This window comes from Nocardia iowensis (assembly GCF_019222765.1).
In the GTDB taxonomy this organism is placed as follows: Bacteria; Actinomycetota; Actinomycetes; order Mycobacteriales; family Mycobacteriaceae; genus Nocardia; species Nocardia iowensis.
The window spans coordinates 2,586,096-2,602,711 of the sequence record NZ_CP078145.1 but is presented as its reverse complement, the minus strand read 5'-3'; the positions used below and the strand labels follow the sequence as shown (position 1 = coordinate 2,602,711).

General features: G+C 68.4%; 15 protein-coding genes. 9 read left to right on the top strand and 6 right to left on the bottom strand.

The window, feature by feature from the left end; all coding sequences use genetic code 11:
- Nucleotides 1-24 precede the first annotated feature (24 nt).
- The 7 genes from KV110_RS11950 (at nt 25) to KV110_RS11920 (ending at nt 8,343) form a co-directional block, all read left to right on the top strand.
- Complete coding sequence (locus KV110_RS11950; protein ID WP_218475928.1) at nt 25-822, top strand: LytR/AlgR family response regulator transcription factor; 798 nt, start codon at nt 25-27, stop codon at nt 820-822.
- A complete protein-coding gene (locus tag KV110_RS11945) occupies nt 819-1,187 on the top strand; it encodes a hypothetical protein (RefSeq protein WP_218475926.1) in 369 nt (122 codons plus the stop codon). The genes KV110_RS11950 and KV110_RS11945 overlap by 4 nt, the downstream gene beginning before the upstream one ends.
- 174 nt (nt 1,188-1,361) lie before the next feature.
- Nucleotides 1,362-3,116 carry a sodium/solute symporter gene (locus tag KV110_RS11940; RefSeq protein ID WP_218475924.1) on the top strand — a complete coding sequence of 585 codons (1,755 nt, stop codon included), beginning with the start codon at nt 1,362-1,364 and terminating at the stop codon, nt 3,114-3,116.
- 167 nt (nt 3,117-3,283) lie between these two features.
- On the top strand, nt 3,284-3,640 hold the full coding sequence (locus KV110_RS11935; RefSeq protein ID WP_218475922.1) for a DUF485 domain-containing protein: 357 nt from the start codon (nt 3,284-3,286) through the stop codon (nt 3,638-3,640).
- A gap of 53 nt (nt 3,641-3,693) precedes the next feature.
- Nucleotides 3,694-5,274, top strand: coding sequence for a solute symporter family protein (locus tag KV110_RS11930; protein WP_218478386.1), 1,581 nt, complete (start codon nt 3,694-3,696; stop codon nt 5,272-5,274).
- Nucleotides 5,275-5,340: 66 nt separating this feature from the next.
- The gene (acs, locus tag KV110_RS11925; protein ID WP_218475920.1) at nt 5,341-7,287 is read left to right on the top strand and encodes an acetate--CoA ligase; all 1,947 of its coding nucleotides are present in this window, start codon (nt 5,341-5,343) and stop codon (nt 7,285-7,287) included.
- Between the two features lie 111 nt (nt 7,288-7,398).
- The gene (locus KV110_RS11920; protein WP_218475918.1) at nt 7,399-8,343 is read left to right on the top strand and encodes an extracellular catalytic domain type 1 short-chain-length polyhydroxyalkanoate depolymerase; all 945 of its coding nucleotides are present in this window, start codon (nt 7,399-7,401) and stop codon (nt 8,341-8,343) included.
- 146 nt (nt 8,344-8,489) lie between these two features.
- Here the strand turns inward: KV110_RS11920 and KV110_RS11915 are convergent, their stop codons facing one another.
- The 4 genes from KV110_RS11915 to KV110_RS11900 form a co-directional block, all read right to left on the bottom strand.
- Nucleotides 8,490-8,882 carry a type II toxin-antitoxin system VapC family toxin gene (locus KV110_RS11915; RefSeq protein ID WP_218475916.1) on the bottom strand — a complete coding sequence of 131 codons (393 nt, stop codon included), beginning with the start codon at nt 8,880-8,882 and terminating at the stop codon, nt 8,490-8,492.
- Complete coding sequence (locus KV110_RS11910) at nt 8,879-9,133, bottom strand: type II toxin-antitoxin system Phd/YefM family antitoxin (protein ID WP_218475914.1); 255 nt, start codon at nt 9,131-9,133, stop codon at nt 8,879-8,881. The genes KV110_RS11915 and KV110_RS11910 overlap by 4 nt, the downstream gene beginning before the upstream one ends.
- 69 nt (nt 9,134-9,202) lie before the next feature.
- Nucleotides 9,203-9,784, bottom strand: a complete 582-nt coding sequence (locus tag KV110_RS11905; RefSeq protein ID WP_218475912.1) for an NADPH-dependent FMN reductase — start codon at nt 9,782-9,784, stop codon at nt 9,203-9,205.
- Nucleotides 9,781-10,689 carry an alpha/beta fold hydrolase gene (locus KV110_RS11900; protein WP_218475910.1) on the bottom strand — a complete coding sequence of 303 codons (909 nt, stop codon included), beginning with the start codon at nt 10,687-10,689 and terminating at the stop codon, nt 9,781-9,783. The genes KV110_RS11905 and KV110_RS11900 overlap by 4 nt, the downstream gene beginning before the upstream one ends.
- 115 nt (nt 10,690-10,804) lie before the next feature.
- Between KV110_RS11900 and KV110_RS11895 the strand changes: the two genes are divergently transcribed.
- The gene (locus tag KV110_RS11895) at nt 10,805-14,020 is read left to right on the top strand and encodes an AfsR/SARP family transcriptional regulator (protein WP_218475908.1); all 3,216 of its coding nucleotides are present in this window, start codon (nt 10,805-10,807) and stop codon (nt 14,018-14,020) included.
- Here KV110_RS11895 and KV110_RS11890 read toward each other — a convergent pair whose 3' ends face one another.
- Nucleotides 14,021-15,211, bottom strand: a complete 1,191-nt coding sequence (locus KV110_RS11890; protein ID WP_218475906.1) for a Cmx/CmrA family chloramphenicol efflux MFS transporter — start codon at nt 15,209-15,211, stop codon at nt 14,021-14,023. It abuts the gene before it with no gap.
- 461 nt (nt 15,212-15,672) lie between these two features.
- Between KV110_RS11890 and KV110_RS11885 the strand changes: the two genes are divergently transcribed.
- A complete protein-coding gene (locus KV110_RS11885; protein ID WP_218475904.1) occupies nt 15,673-16,122 on the top strand; it encodes a QcrA and Rieske domain-containing protein in 450 nt (149 codons plus the stop codon).
- Here KV110_RS11885 and KV110_RS11880 read toward each other — a convergent pair.
- Nucleotides 16,119-16,580: a VOC family protein gene (locus tag KV110_RS11880; protein WP_218475902.1), complete on the bottom strand. Its 462-nt coding sequence runs from the start codon at nt 16,578-16,580 to the stop codon at nt 16,119-16,121. The genes KV110_RS11885 and KV110_RS11880 overlap by 4 nt on opposite strands.
- Nucleotides 16,581-16,616 lie beyond the last annotated feature (36 nt).

Here is a 16,616-nt window from a genome sequence, read left to right as displayed (position 1 = left end):
CCGACTGCTTACGATGGAGCGGTTGTGACCCGGGACACTGAGAAAGGGGCCGACACCTTGCGGGTGCTGGCCGTCGACGACGAGAAGCCCGCTCTGGACGAGCTGGTGTATCTGTTGCGCGCGCAGCCTGGTGTGGGCGAGATCCACGAAGCGGCGGACGCGACCACCGCGCTGCGGGTGTTACGCGCCCATCCGGTCGACGCGGTGTTCCTGGATATCAATATGCCCGGGCTGGACGGCATGGAGCTGGCCGGCATCCTGTCGGAGTTCGCGAATCCGCCCGCGGTGGTTTTCGTGACCGCACACGACGATCGGGCGGTATCGGCCTTCGATCTCGGTGCGGTGGACTATCTGCTGAAGCCGTTGCGGGAGGCGCGGCTGGCCGAGGCGGTGCGCCGGATCGCCGCCACCCGCGGCACACCGGCACCGGTCGCCGACGGACCGCGCGCCGACCCGAGTGAGGTGATCCCCGTCGAGCTCGGCGGAGTGACCACGCTGGTGCCGCGATCGAGCGTGAGCTGGGTGGAGGCGGATGGCGACTACGCCAGGCTGCACACCAGCGGTGGGTCGCATCTGGTGCGGATTCCGTTGTCCGCGTTGGAGTCCCGGTGGGAGGATGCGGGATTCCTGCGGGTACATCGGTCGTACCTGGTGGCGCTGCGGATGGTGACCGGCCTGCGCACGGTCGGCACCGGGACGGTGGTCTGCCTGCGCGCCGACGGCAATGCCGCGGCGGTGGAGTTGCCGGTGAGCCGCAGACAGGTGCGTGAGCTGAAACAGCGCCTGGTGCACGGGCCTCGGCAACAGTGGACCGGCCAGTGACCGGACCACAGCACCGACCCGTCCGGCAGCGCGTGGTGCTGTCGGAACGGCGCGGTGCGCGACGAGTGCGCACGCGGGTGGAGGTCGCGGAGCAAACCGAGATCGGCGAGGCATTGATCGGTGGCTTGATCCGCGCCCAGCTCGGACTCGCGCTGCGACTGGGCTTGATCACCGTCGTCGTATTGTGCTCGCTGCCGGTCCTTTTCGGGATCGGCTCGGTGGGCTCGGTGGTCGTGTTCGGCCTGCGCCTACCGTGGCTGCTGCTCGGCGTCGCGGTGTACCCGCTGCTGTACCTGGTCGGCCGGTTGTATGTGCGCCTGGCCGAACGCAACGAGCAAGACTTCCTCGATTTGGCCGAGGACTGACGTGCACCCCCGCACCGCTGCCCCGCCGCCCACCCCCGGCATCGCTCGCCGCGCCTGTTTCCGCTTGCCACGCAAAGGTTCGCTAGCTGTTTCGTGCGCAGCGGGCCAAACGGTGCGCGGCACGCGAAGGTGCGCGCCTAGCGGGCGCTGGGAAGCATCGCTAGGGGGTGTGTGGTGACCGCGGGGTCAGTGCCGCTGTTGACGGTTTTCGCGCTGTTGTTCGCGGCCCTGGCCACCGTGGCGATCGGTGCCTATGGAGTGCGGTTGGCCCGCACCACATCCGATTTTCTCGTCGCCTCGCGCAGTGTCAGGTCCGGGTGGAATGCCGCGGCGATCTCCGGTGAATACCTCTCGGCCGCTTCCTTTCTCGGTGTCGCCGGGTTGATCGCGAAGTACGGTGCGGATGCGCTGTGGTATCCGGTGGGTTTCACCGCGGGATACCTGTCGCTGCTGTTGTTCGTGGCGGCGCCGCTGCGACGGTCCGGCGCCTATACGGTGCCCGACTTCGCCGAATTCCGTTTGGGCTCGGTGCGATTGCGCAGGCTGGCCGCGACCGTGGTGGTGCTGGTGTGTGCGGTGTATCTGATTCCGCAGTTCCAAGGTGCGGGATTGACGTTGCGTACATTGCTGGGCGTGCCCGATTGGGTGGGCGCGGTGGCGGTGGGCACCATCGTGATCGCGAATGTGGCCGGTGGCGGCATGCGGTCGATCACGCTGGTGCAGGCGTTCCAGTACTGGCTGAAGTTGACGGCGGTGGCTATTCCCGCACTGGTGCTACTCGGCCATTTCCTCACCGAGGACCGGGCACTCGGCGCGCCCGCTCCCCCGGTGGTCACCGAGCGCACCGTAGTGGATGTCCGCACCGATGTAGTGGTGCAGGTCGCTGCGACACAACAGGTTTCGATCGACGGAAAGCTCGACGACCGCCCGGTGGCCGGGCAGACGCTACTGACCCCGGGTGCACACGAACTGTCGGCGGGCACCGAGCTGGTGCTGGAGGCCGGTGCCGCGGTACCGGTGGTGGCCGGTGCGCCCGCGGACGGCGCCGGCTGGCTGGAACCTGGCGGTGGCTTCGGCGGGGCACACCCGACCTATCAGGTGTATTCGCTGATCATCGCGACGTTCCTCGGCACCATGGGCTTGCCGCATGTGCTGGTGCGTTTCTATACGAATCCGGATGGCCGGGCCGCGCGGGCGACAGCGGTGGCGGTGATCGGGCTGGTCGGGTTGTTCTACCTGTTCCCGGTGCTGCTTGGCGTCTTCGCGCGACTGTATGTGCCGCAGTTGCTGATCACCGGCATCTCCGACGCGGCGGTGGTGCTGATGCCCGGCTCGGTGGTGGGCGGACTACCAGGGCAGTTACTGGCCGCGTTGGTGGCGGCCGGCGCGATCGCGGCGTTCCTGTCCACCTCGTCGGGCTTGCTGGTGAGCATCGCGGGCGTGCTGAGTACCGACATGCTGCGCGGCCGGATTCGCGACTTCCGGGCGGCGGCCGTGGTCGCGGGTGGTGTGCCGCTTGCCCTTTCGCTCACGGTGGCGTCGCTGGATCTGTCCCGCACCGTCGGTCTTGCGTTTTCGGTGGCCGCCTCGACTCTGTGCCCGCTGCTGGTGCTCGGCATCTGGTGGCGCGGACTCACCGCGGCGGGCGCGGCGGCCGGACTGATCGCGGGCGGGCTGGCGTCCGGCGGAGCGACGGTGGTGTCGGTGGCCGGGGGGCTCTCCGACGAGGTGGCGGGCGGGTGGCCCGCCGCACTGCTCGGCTATCCGGCGGCGATCAGCGTCCCGCTCGCGTTCGCCGCGATGATGCTGGTCAGCAAGGTGACCCCCGGTCCTGGAGCCCGACGGGTGGGCCGCGTCTTCGTGCGGATGCACGCACCCGAGCGGCTCGGCATGGGCGCCGACCGCGAACGCAGCCTGCGCTCGAACTGACTCGTCTGGCGCCGACACGGATCGAGCCCGACCGCTCGTCGCGTCACACCGACCGTTCACCGCACAATGGGCCGCCTTCCCGGAGTGACCCACACCACAGCCTCATTTCCGCGCGGGGCCTGGCTACGGTGCTCAGCAAGTAAGCCATGTCACAAGCTAGGACGACCATGACAAGTACAGAACTCGACGGCAGCGCCCCCCGGCGCACGCCGAGTGCAGACGAATTCGTCGAAGTGCAGGCCAGCCCGGAGTTCCAAGAGCTGCGAACGCGGCTGCGCCGCTTCGTATTTCCGATGACCGCGCTGTTCCTGCTGTGGTACGTCAGCTATGTGCTGCTCGGCGCCTACGCGCACGACTTCATGGCGCACAAGGTCTTCGGCAACATCAATGTCGGATTGCTGCTCGGCCTCGGCCAGTTCGTCTCCACCTTCGCCATCACCGCGCTCTACGTCCGGTTCGCCAACCGCGAGCTGGATCCGCGCGCGGCGGCCATCCGTAACCGGCTAGAGGGAGGCCAGGCGTGAATCACGTCAGCATTTACGCCGCGGGCGCGGCCGTCGGCAATCCGGTGGCCAACATGGCCATCTTCGGTGTCTTCGTCGCGATCACCATGGTCGTGGTGATCCGGGCCAGCCGCAGCAATGCCACCGCCGCCGACTTCTTCACCGGCGGACGCGGCTTCTCCGGCCCGCAGAACGGCATCGCCATCGCGGGCGACTACCTTTCTGCCGCAAGCTTTCTCGGCATCGCAGGCGCCATCGCGGTGTACGGCTACGACGGGTTCCTGTACTCCATCGGATTCCTGGTCGCCTGGCTCGTCGCGCTGCTGCTTGTCGCCGAAATGCTCAGGAACACCGGCAAATTCACCATGGCCGATGTGCTGAGCTTCCGGCTCAAGCAGGGGCCGGTGCGCACCGCCGCGGCGTTGACCACCCTCGCGGTGTCGCTGTTCTATCTGCTGGCGCAGATGGCGGGCGCCGGTGGCCTGGTCGCGCTGCTGCTCGACATCTCCGACAAGACCGGGCAGTCCATCGTGATCGCCGTGGTCGGCGTGCTGATGATCGTGTATGTGCTGGTCGGCGGCATGAAGGGCACCACATGGGTGCAGATCATCAAGGCCGTGCTGCTGATCGCGGGCGCCGGACTGATGACGGTCATGGTGTTCGCCAAATTCGGCTTCAACCTCTCCGACATTCTCGGCTCGGCGCAGCAGCACGTGTCCGAGTCGACGAACAAGGGCGTGGCCGCCCGTGACGTGCTCGCGCCCGGCGCGCAGTACGGCGGCAGCGCCACCTCGAAGATCAACTTCCTGTCTCTCGGTCTGGCGCTGGTGCTCGGCACCGCGGGTCTCCCGCACGTGCTGATGCGCTTCTACACGGTGCCGACCGCGAAGGAGGCGCGCCGATCAGTTGTGTGGGCGATCGGGCTGATCGGTGCGTTCTACCTGTTCACCCTGGTGCTCGGCTACGGTGCCGCCGCGATCGTCGGCCCGGACCGGATTCTGGCCGCGGCAGGCGGACAGAACTCGGCGGCGCCGCTGCTGGCGTTCGAACTCGGTGGCGTCATCCTGCTCGGCATCATCTCCGCGGTGGCGTTCGCCACCATCCTCGCGGTGGTCGCCGGGCTCACCATCACCGCGGCGACCTCGTTCGCGCACGACATCTATGCCGGAGTCATCAAGCGCGGCAAGGTCGATGACGCCAAGCAGGTGCGGGTGTCCAGGATCACCGCGCTGGTGATCGGCGCGCTCGCGATCGGCCTCGGTATTCTCGCCAACGGCCAGAACATCGCGTTCCTGGTGGCACTGGCGTTCGCGGTGGCGGCGGCGGCGAACCTGCCGACGATCGTGTACTCGCTGTTCTGGAAGCGGTTCAACACCACCGGCGCGCTGTTCTCCATGTACGGCGGGCTCATTTCCACCATCGTGCTGATCGTCTTCTCCCCCGCGGTGTCGGGCACCAAGACCTCGATGCTGTCCAGCTTCGATTTCGACTGGTTCCCGCTGTCCAACCCCGGAATCGTGTCCATTCCACTGGCTTTCGTGCTCGGCATCGTCGGAACGCTGCTCGGCAAGGCCGACGAGAACCCGGCCAAGGCCGCCGAGATGGAGGTGCGTTCGCTGACCGGCGTCGGCGCCGAGAAGGCGGTGGTGCACTGATCGCTGCCGGGTAGTCACCCGCCCCGATGATTTCAGTCCATTTGTTCTCTCGTTAGGAGATATCGCGTGACCAGCGCAACCACCGATTCCCGCGACACCACCGCACCGGTGGCCTACCCACCCGGCGAGTCCTTCGCCGCGACGGCGAATGCCGATGCGGCACTGTACGACCTGGCGGCGGCCGATCGGCTGGCGTTCTGGGCCGAGCAGGCGCGCAGGCTGCACTGGGCGCAGCCGTGGACGCGGGTGCTGGACTGGAGTGCCGCGCCGGTGGCGAACTGGTTCGTCGGCGGCAAGCTCAATGTCGCCTACAACTGTGTGGACCGGCACGTGCTCGACGGGCACGGTGACCAGATCGCCATCCACTGGGAAGGCGAGCCGGGCGATTCACGCGATATCACCTACGGCGAACTTCGGGACGAAGTCTCCAGGGCGGCAAACTATCTGACCGAGCTGGGACTTCGGGCCGGTGATCGGGTCGCCATCTATATGCCGATGGTGCCCGAGGCCATCGTGTCGATGCTGGCCTGCGCCCGGCTCGGGCTCACCCATTCGGTGGTGTTCGCCGGCTTCTCCCCCACCGCCCTGCGCCAGCGGGTGGACGATGCCGGGGCGCGGCTGGTGATCACCACCGACGGGCAGTGGCGGCGCGGGACCGCGGCGCCGCTCAAGGCGGCCGTCGACGAGGCGCTCGGCGGTGTGCACGCGACCGTCGAACACGTGCTCGTGGTGCGCCGCACCAATGTCGACGTGCCGTGGACCGAGGGCCGCGACCTGTGGTGGCACGACACCGTCACCGACGCCTCGCCGGAACACGAGGCGCAACCGTTCGATGCCGAGCATCCGCTGTTCATCCTCTACACCTCCGGCACCACCGGGAAGCCCAAGGGCATCCTGCACACCTCCGGCGGCTACCTCACGCAAGCTGCCTACACCCACCACAACGTCTTCGATCACAAAGCGGGACAGGACGTCTACTGGTGCACCGCCGACATCGGCTGGGTCACCGGGCACAGCTACATCGTCTACGGCCCGCTCGCCAATCGGGCCACCCAGGTGGTGTACGAGGGCACGCCCAATGCACCCGACGAGCACCGCCATTTCCAGATCATCGAAAAGTACGGCGTCAGCATCTATTACACGGCGCCTACGCTGGTGCGCACGTTCATGAAGTGGGGCCGCCAAATCCCCGACGCCCACGATCTGTCCTCGCTGCGGCTGCTCGGCAGTGTGGGTGAGCCGATCAACCCGGAAGCCTGGCGCTGGTATCGAGAAGTCATCGGCGGCAACCGCACTCCGATCGTCGATACCTGGTGGCAGACCGAGACCGGCGCCATCATGATCTCCCCGCTGCCGGGTGTCACCGCGACCAAGCCCGGTGCGGCGACGGCCGCGCTGCCCGGCATCTCGGCGAAGGTGGTCGACGACGACGGCACCGAACTCGACCGGGGCGCCGCCGGATTGCTGGTGCTGGATCAGCCGTGGCCGTCGATGCTGCGCGGCATCTGGGGCGACCCGCAGCGGTTCCGGGAGACCTACTGGGACCGGTTCGCCGGTGACGGCTGGTATTTCGCCGGTGACGGCGCCAAGCTCGACGACGACGGCGACCTGTGGGTGCTGGGCCGGGTCGACGACGTGATGAACGTGTCCGGCCACCGAATCTCCACCGCCGAAGTCGAATCCGCCCTCGTCGGGCACAGCGCGGTCGCCGAGGCGGCGGTCGTTGGTGCCAGCGATGCCACCACCGGTCAGGCGATCGTCGCCTTCGTCATCCTCACCGCAGGCGCGGCAAACACCGGAGATGCCCTCGTCGCCGAGCTGAAATCCGCTGTCTCCCAAGAGATCAGCCCCATCGCCCGTCCTCGCGAAATTCATATCGTCCCGGAGCTGCCGAAAACGCGCAGTGGCAAGATCATGCGCCGCCTGCTCCGCGACGTCGCCGAAGGCCGGGAATTGGGCGATACCTCGACCCTGGTGGATCCCAGGGTCTTCGAGGCCATCGCCCGCGGGTAACTCCCGCCCCGCGACGGACCCGGCCACCCGTAATGGCGATGAGGGGACGGGTCCGTCGCCCAGGGAATCGAGGGCATGTCCGCCGGATCGATGGGCGGTTATGCTGCCAGCGTGCGAGTCACCGCGCTCCGCCTCTCCGCCGTCCTCGGCGCTGCCCTGCTGATTGCCGCCTGTCTGCTGACCGGCGCGCCGCAGGCGCAAGCGCAGCTCGACAGGCGCTGCTACACCAATGCCGCCGGGACCCGCTGCTACTACCTGCATCTGCCGCCCGGCGGGACTGTGGGCAGACCCTTGATGGTGTACCTGCACGGGTGCGACGATTTGATCGCCTACCCCGAGCCGACCGGCTTCTCGCTCACCAGGGTCGCCGACGAGATGGGTTTCGTCCTCGCGTATCCGCTGCAAGACCGGGCGTCGAACAAGCAACTGTGCTGGAACTGGGACAAACCCGAGCATCGCGAGCGCGGCCAGGGCGAGCCGTCCATTATCGCTGGCATCACCAGCACGGTGATCGATGAGCTGGGACTCGATCGTTCCCGCGTCTACCTCGGTGGGTACTCCGCGGGCGGCGCGACCACGACCAATCTCGGCGCCACCTACCCGGACCTGTACGCGGCTATCGCACCGATGGCGGGCGCACCGTACCGAACCCAACTCGACGGCCAGGTCATCATCGACGCGATGGGCCCACGCGCCCGTCCGATGCCCACCTACTTCCTGCAGACCCTCTTCGACCAGATCAGCACGATCGTGATCGGGCGGGCGAACCTCAACCAGTGGCTGGAGGCCGACAATCTCGCCGATCCGGGTTCGGCGCCGACACTCCCGACCGGCGTGCAAGTTCTCGTTCCCGGCGAGGGCTTACCGATCCCACTCACCGTCGAGCACTACGCCAGCCCGCGAGGCTGTGAACTGGCCCAGTTCACCACCCCCCTGCTCGCCGAGCACGCCATCGGCGCAGCCCTGGTCCAGCGGGATATCGGCATCGAAATCCAACGCAACCTGATGCGATTCCTACTCGCCCACCGCATGCCCCCACCCCACCAAGCCTGCTAGCCCCGCACCGAACCCCGCAGCGCCCCACAAGATCCCCCGCCCACCCCCGAGGTTTCCCAACCAATCACCAAGGGGTAACCCCACATCGGCGGACCCGGCCACCGCAACGATGAGGGGGACCGGGTCCGCCGCCTGCCGAACACATGTCAGAGCTTGATGATCCGCAAATCCGTCATGGCAGCGTAATCGCCATCCTGGGTCACGATGGGGATGTTGTAGGCCATTGCGGTGGCCGCGATCCAGCTGTCATTTATCGGCACTTTGCGTCCGGCCGCCCGCAAGCGCGAGACGAGCAGCGCCCAATGCTCGGCGACTGTTTCGTCTACTTCCAACGGCTGAAACCGTTGCGCCAGCTGGTATGTCGACAGCCGTCGCGCCGCCGACTCCGGATCGGTCGCATGAAGAACGCCCAAGCGCAGTTCACCCAAGGTGATCACTGAGACGCCCCACTCATATCCCTCGATCAGCGCCGGATCGAAGCGTTCCGCTTCCAAGCCGATGAAAACAGAGGTATCAGCCAGCGCCTGCTCAGCGTTCACCACCGCAGGTCATCCGTTGTCTCGGTCAGGGTTTCGCGCAACTCTTCGCTGAGACCCGTGCTATCCGGCCCGAGCCGGACCAGTTCCTTGACTATTTCCGACGCCGGAATCCATTGCCTCCGCCGAGGTAGCGGGATGATCTTCGCCACCGGACGGTTGTCCTTCAGGATTTCGATCTCTTCTCCGGCTTCGACCCGTCGGAGGATCTCCGCGGTGTGATTGCGGAGATCACGGGCGGGCAGAGCTGTCATGCTACGACTGTAGCGCTTCGCTACAGTCGTAGCAACGACCTGGCTGACGCGGCCCCACCAGGCCTTCAGTTATCGCACGAAGGGGGTGGTGGTGCGGGCGGTGCGTAGGGCGGTGGCCCACCAGAGGAGTTGGTCGAGTAGGCCGTTGACGGCTTCTTCTAGTTCGGGGTCGCGGCGGGGCCAGCTGCCGTCGGCGGCGAAGCGCTGCCATGCCTTGGCGATGGTGACGGTGCGGCGGATGGGGACGGCGTTCAGTTCGCCGAATACCTGACGTAACTGGGCGGCGGCGTGACCACCGTCGGCGTCGCTGCCGTAGCCGACGACGGTGACCGGTTTGGCTGCCCATTCGGTGTCGAACCAGTCGATGGCGTTTTTCACCGCCGCCGGGAAGCTGCGGTTGTATTCGGGGGTGACCACGACGAAGGCGTCGGCGGCGGTCAGCCGGTCGCCGAGTTGCCGCACGGCGGCGGGGGCCGGTTCGTCGTGGCCGGTCAGTTGGTCGGGCAGTCCGGCGGTGGCGAGGTCGATGCGGTCCAGGTCGAGATCGCGGCGCCGCAGCCGACCGGCGAACCAGTCGGCCACGGTGGGCCCGAACCGCCCGGTGCGGGTGCTGCCGACGATCAGTGCCACCCGCAATCGGTCGTCGGTCATCGGGCGTCCTTGATCGGGGCGTCGAGGAAGGCCGGGATCATCGGCAGCAGCAATTCGGGACGGTGCACCAGGGTGATGTGCGAGGTGCCGGGCAGGATGGCCAGCTGCGAGTTCGGCAGACCTTCCGGGGTGTCGCCCATGATGCCGCCGCCGAACAGCCGGAACATCTCGACCGCGTGCTCGGGCCGGACGATGTCGGAATCACCGATCACGGTCAGCGTCGGTGCCTTGATCTGGCGCGCCGCGTCCGCGGGCACCGCCGGGATCGCGTTCTGGTCGTGCTCCCGAACCCGGTCGACCAGCCGCGGGAAGTCTTCCGGGCGTGGGGCGTTCTTCAGGTAGTCGTCGTGGAACGGCGAACCGTGCAGGTGTTCGGGCTTCAGGTCGGCGATGCCGTCCAGCAGACCGGGGTGCATCGCGCTCGCGTCGAGCCCGCCCGCGGCCAGGATCTGCTTGCGCACCAGGTCCGGATGGTTGAGCGAAATCTGCAGGGCGACACCGGCACCCATGCTGTAGCCGAGCACGTCGGCGCGCTGCACGCCGAGGGTGCGCAGCAGCGCCACGGTGTCCTCGGCCATCTGCGGGGTGCGCAGCGGACGGTCGATGTCGGCGGTGCGACCGTGCGCCTGCTGTTCCACGGCGATCACCTGGCGGGTCTTGGACAGTTCCGGGATGAGCTGGCCGAAGTCGGTGCCGATGCCGGACAGCGCGCCGTGCAGCAATACCAGCGGCGGCTGCTGGGTCGGGGCGCCGTGCACCTCGTAGTACATGTGCAGGCCGTTCACGTCGGCGTAGGCACCGGGATTGGCGGGCTCGGACTTCGTGGTCTCGTCGGCGGATCCGCAGCCGGACAGCAGGGCGGTCGCGGCGAGTGCGGCGGCGGCGAAGACGGTGGTGAGTTTCATGTCGGTGCTCCTTGTGCTGGGGTTGGTTCCGTGTTGTGACCAACTCTGGCCGGGGCACCTTCCGGTTTGTTTACGGTCCGATTCCGCTCGGCGACGGCGTCGCTAAGCTGCCCGTATGCGTTTCGGTGTGCTCGGTCCGTTGACGGTCTGGACGGACTCGGGCACCGTCGTGCCGATCCCCGGCGCCAAGGTGCGCGCGCTGCTGGCCGACCTGCTCGTCAGCGCCGGACAGCCGGTATCGGGCGACCGGCTCATCGATGACATCTGGGCCGACGATCCGCCCGGCAATCCGGCGGGCACCCTCGCCGCCAAGGCATCCCAGCTGCGCCGGGCACTGGAAGACGCCGAACCCGGCGGCCGTGATCTGGTGGTCTCGCCACCGCCCGGCTACCGGCTCGCCACCACCGCACTCGACGCACTGCGGTTTCGCGCGCTGGTGGCAACCGCGCGGGAGACGACCGAGCCGACCGACCGGGCCCGCGCGCTCACCGAAGCGCTCGGCTTGTGGCGCGGTCCCGCGTTCGCCGACTTCCGCGACGCCGCCTTCGCTCAGCCCGCCATCGCGCAACTGGAAGAACAACGCGTCGTCGCGGTGGAAGAGCTCGCCGAGGCGCGGCTCTCGCTGGGCGAATACCGCGACGTCGCCAGTGATCTCGCCACGGTCGTCGCCGAACATCCACTGCGCGAACGACTTCGCGCCGCCCAATTGCGCGCGCTGTACGGCGCGGGTCGGCAGGCGGAAGCGCTGGACAGCTACGAAGACCTGCGCAGGCAGCTCGCCGACGAGCTCGGCCTCGACCCGAGTCCCGAGCTGGTGGCGTTGCACCGGTCGATCCTCGGCCAGGACTTGGAACTGGCCGCATCCCGGCCGGAAACCGTGCTGCGGCGGCGCAGTTCGAACATTCCCGCGCAGCGCACCGAACTCATCGGTCGCGAGGACGATCTCGCCGAGCTCCGTCGTGCCGTCGGCGCGGCCCGGCTCGTCACGCTGACCGGCCCCGGCGGGGTCGGCAAGACGCGGCTCGCCTTGGCCGCCGCGGCAACGTTGACCGACCGATTCCCGCAGGGCACTTGGCTTGTCGAGTTGGCACCACTGCAACCGACCGCCGCCGACGGAGCGAGCTTCCTCGTCGAGGCGGTCTCCCAGGTGCTCGGCATCCGAGCCACCGACGGCACCGACCCGGCCGAGCTGTTGTGCGAGGTGCTCGCCGAGCAGGAAGTGCTGCTGGTCCTGGACAACTGCGAACACGTCGTCGAGCACGCCGCCGATCTCGCCGAATTGCTGCTCGGTGCGGCACCGAACCTGCACATCCTGGCCACCAGTCAGGAGCAGCTGCGGCTGCCCGGTGAGGACGTCGTCGCGGTGCGGCCGCTGGCGGTGCCGGTACCTGACGCGGACGTCACCGTCCTCGAACAAGCCAGCGCGGTACAGCTTTTCGTCACTCGCGCCCGCGCGAGCGCCCGCGACTTCGTCCTCGACGCCGACACCGCCGAACCGGTCGCGACCCTGTGCCGCAGGCTCGACGGCATTCCGCTTGCCCTGGAATTGGCGGCGACCCGCGTGCGCGCGCTCGGCGTCCACGAGATGGTCGCCCGCCTCGACGACCGATTCCGGCTGCTCGCCACCGGTCACCGTGGCGCGCCACCACGGCAGCAGACACTGACCGCGATGATCGACTGGAGCTGGGGCCTACTCGACGAGACCGAGCAGGCCGTGCTGCGCAGACTGGCGGTGCACGCGGGTGGCTGCACGTTGGCGGCCGCGGAAGATGTCTGCGCCACAACAGAGCTTGACTCGTCGAACGTCGCCGATATTGTTGCGCGGCTGGTGGATCGGTCCCTTGTGCAGGCGGTGGGGCGACGGTATCGGCTGCTCGAGTCGGTGGCGGCGTTCAGTCTGGATCGGCTGGCCGAAGCGGGCGAGTTCGAGGCCGTGTATCGGGCGCATCATCGGTATTACCTGGCGCTGGCCGAGCGGGCGGGGCCCGAATTGCACGGGGCGGATCAGCAGCGGTGGTTACGTCGGCTGGATGCCGAGGCCGCGAATCTGCGTGCGGCACTGGATGGATTCGTCCGAGCCGGTGCCGCCGACGAGGCATTGCGGCTGGTGAACGCACTCGCCTGGTACTGGCTGTTGCGTGGGCGGTTGACCGAGGCGCGGCGCTGGTTCGATGCCGCGCTGGCACTGGGTGGTTCGGCGCTGCGGCGCGCGCCCGCCTTCGCCTGGCGACTCGGGTTCACGTTCCAACAGGGCGAATTCACCGACGGCGCGGCCAGGCGCAGCGAGGTCTCGGCGCTGTACAACACCGTCGATGATCCGGCTGGGCGGGCGCGCGCCGAGCTGTTCCTCGCCTTCTCCGCATTGGAGTCGGGCGACCTGCCAGAGCTGGAAGCCCTGGTGCGCCGGGCACTTCCGGTGTGCGAGCGGCTCGGCGATCGCTGGGGTGTCGCGCTCGGACACGTCGCCTTAGCGAAGGCCTCACACAGCCGGGTCGATCTGGTGGCGCTCGAGCAGCACGCTCGCGCTGCCGCGCGGCTGTTCGCCGAGATCGACGACCGCTGGGGCAGGCTGCAAGCCGCCGAATGGCTCGGCGGCCTCGCCGAATTGGTCGGCGACCTGTCCGGCGCCGCCGACATCCACGCCGAGGCATTGGGTTTGGCGCGGGAACTGGAGCTGTGGGGCCAGGTGTGCACCCACCTGTGCTGGCTCGGCTGGATCGCCATGCAGCACACCGAGTTCGATCGCGCCCAGTCCCTCGGCGAACAGGCCATGCAGGTCGCCGCCGAACACGGCTACGGTCCCGCCCGCTTGTTCGCCTCGGTCGTCCTCGCCTTCACCGCCCGCCGCACCGGCAATCCCGATGTCGCCGAACATATCCTGCGCGAACTGCTGGCCTTCGCCGGGCCCGACGCCGAGGAAACCCCGCTGTTCCTCCCCATGGTCCAGGTCGAACTCGGCTACCTCCTCGAACAACGCGCCGAACCCGCCGCCGCCTTCGCCATGCACCTGACCGCCCTCGACGGAGCCATGCGCATCGAAGCACCGCGCGATACCGCCTTCGCCCTGGCCGGACTTGCCGCGGCCGCCGCGGCGCTCGACGAATTCGACACCGCCGCACGGCTGCTCGGTGCGGCGGAGGCGGTCCGCGAAGCCAATGGCATGCCCTTGCTGCCCGCGGAACGCCCGGACATCGACCGCCCGACCGCGGCTGTCCGGGCGGCACTCGGCGACACCGTCTTCGACTCGGCACATACCGCGGGATCGAAAATGTCCGTGCTCGAAGCCCATACGCTGGCGGCCGCGTCAGCGGGTACCACTGCCTCGGCGTAGTCAACGGGAGATCAGCACCTCGTCGGCGGGGGTCGACCTGATCCGACGTACCACCTCGGCCGCGCCTGCCGCGACGAATGCCGCCGCCACCAGCACCGCGCTGACCCCCAGCGGAGAGCGGAAGCCGAATCCGGCGCCGATCGCCAGGCCGCCGAGGGCGGGGCCGACCGCCGCGCCCACATTCAGCGCGGCGGTCGCGAAGGCACCACCCAGCGACGGCGCCTCGGTCGCCGCGTACAGCACCTGCGCGATCAACGTCGATCCGACCGCGAACGACAGCGCTCCCTGCACGAACACCAGCGGGAGCGCCACCATCGCGCTGCCCGCGGCTACCGTACCGAGCAGCCACCCGGCGAGCAGCACGATGCCGCCGGGAATCAGCAGCCGCAGCGGCCGCGAATCCGCCAGCCGACCGCCGACGGTCACACCGGCGAACGACCCGAGCCCGAACAGCGCCAGCGCGGCCGGTACCCACGCCTGGGTGAGTCCACTGACCTCGGTCACGAGTGGCGCCAGATAGATGAACGTGCAGAAGGTGCCCGCATTGACCAGTGCCCCGCAGAGCAGCAGGACCAGCAGTCGAGGACGGCGCAGGACGCGTGCTTCCCGGCGGGCGCCGGGAGCAGCCGTGGTGCCGCTGGCCGGGACGGTGTTCGGCACCGATCGGAGGATGGCGTAGGCGGCCGGTGCGGAGACGACGGCCACCGCCCAGAACGCCGAACGCCACCCGAACGCCTGGCCGAGCACGGCACCCGCGGGCACCCCGGCGACACAGGCGAGCGTGATGCCGCTCAACAGCACCGAGGTGGCCCGCCCCTTCGCGTTCGGCTCGACCATGCTGGTCGCCGTCGCCAGGCCGACGGCGAGGAAGCCGGCGTTGGCCAGCGCGCCGAGGACTCTGGTCGTGACGAGCACGGCGAAGCTGGTGCTGACCGCGCCGACGACGTGCACGATCAGAAACGCGAGCAGGAAGACGAGCAGTGCCCGGCGCCGCGGCCAGCGCAGGGACAGCACCGCCATCAGCGGCGCCCCGACGCTCATCCCCACGGCGAAAGCCGAGGTCAACGCCCCTGCGGCGGGGACGGAGGCATTCAGTTCGGCGGCGATGTCGGGCACCAGGCCGGACAGCATGAATTCGGACGTTCCCTGGGCGAATACCGCCAGTCCCAGGACGTAGATGACGAAAGGCATGAGCAGAACTCCACGGTCGCAGTGGTGTGCGATCACAGGCACGCCGCGACGGCCGGGCACCGGCTGCTGACGCAGCGGGTCCAGGCGGGGCGTGCGGAGGTAATCGCATAGCGGAACGCGAGACCGGCATAGCGGGAATCGCGGAAAGACAGTCCGTGCGACGGTGATTCGGCGGCGCGAGTGGGATCACAGGTAGCCACCGAAGAACCGGTGGCTAGTGTCTGGACGCCTCGGGACTGGACATGAGCCAGACGCTAGCGGAGAGTGTGCGCGCTCGTCCACCCCATTGTTCGCGCGCGCAATTCGTGCGTCGACACGCCGATTCGCGGGTGTCGTGCATGTCGGTTCGAACCGTTGGCCGCGCTGCCTCGTTTGACAATGCAAGGAGCGGTACCGGCGCAGCGTGGAGTTCGGGGATCGCTTCGGCCGGTATGTCGACGGCCGCACATCGAGGAGACCCCATGACGCACGACGAATCGGTTCTCACCCGCCGCGGTGTGGTCGCGGCAGGCGCTGGCGCCGTTGTCGCGGCGGCGACGCTGACCGCATGCACCACCGACGGCAAGGAGAAGTCCACTGCCCCACCGACTCCCACGCCGGACGGGAAATCGGCGACAGCGGACCAGACCGGCGGCAAAGCGCTCGCCAAGACCGCCGATATTCCCGTCGGCGGCGGGGTGATCGTCGGCGACACCGTGGTGACCCAGCCGCACGCAGGCACTTTCGTCGGCCTGTCCGCGGTCTGTACGCATGCCGGTTGCAAGGTGACCTCGGTGTCCGACGGCACCATCAACTGTCCCTGCCACGGCAGCAGGTTCGGCCTGGACGGTGCGGTCTCGAACGGCCCGGCGGCCAAGCCGCTGCCCCCGAAAGCTGTTCGGGTCGTGGGTGATTCGGTGCTGGCAGGCTAGCCGAACAGTTCCGCCATCCGCCGATCCATCTCGTCCGGCGGGACATCCTCGATGTGGGTGGCCACGGTCCAGCGATGACCCCACGGGTCCTCGAAGGCGCCGCTGCGGTCGCCGTAGAACTGCGTGGTCATCGGGGTGAGTTCCCTGGCCCCCGCGGTGAGTGCGGCGGAAAACGCGGCATCCGCGTCCTCGACGTACACGTACAGGTTGACCGGAGTGCCACCGAACCGCTTCGGGTCGAGGAAATCCATCTCCTCGGACGGGTCGCCGACCATGACCAGCGAATTTCCGAACATCAACTCGCAGTGCGCGACCTTGCCGTCCGGCCCCGGCATGCGCATCCGCTCCGATGCGCCGAACACGTGCTTGTAGAAATCGATCGCGGCCGCGGCGCCGTCGATCGCGAGTCCCGGTGACACCACCGGATACCCGTCGGGAACGGGCTTGACATCAGACATGAGGAACCTCCGTCGAGGCGATGTGTCGGACGTTGT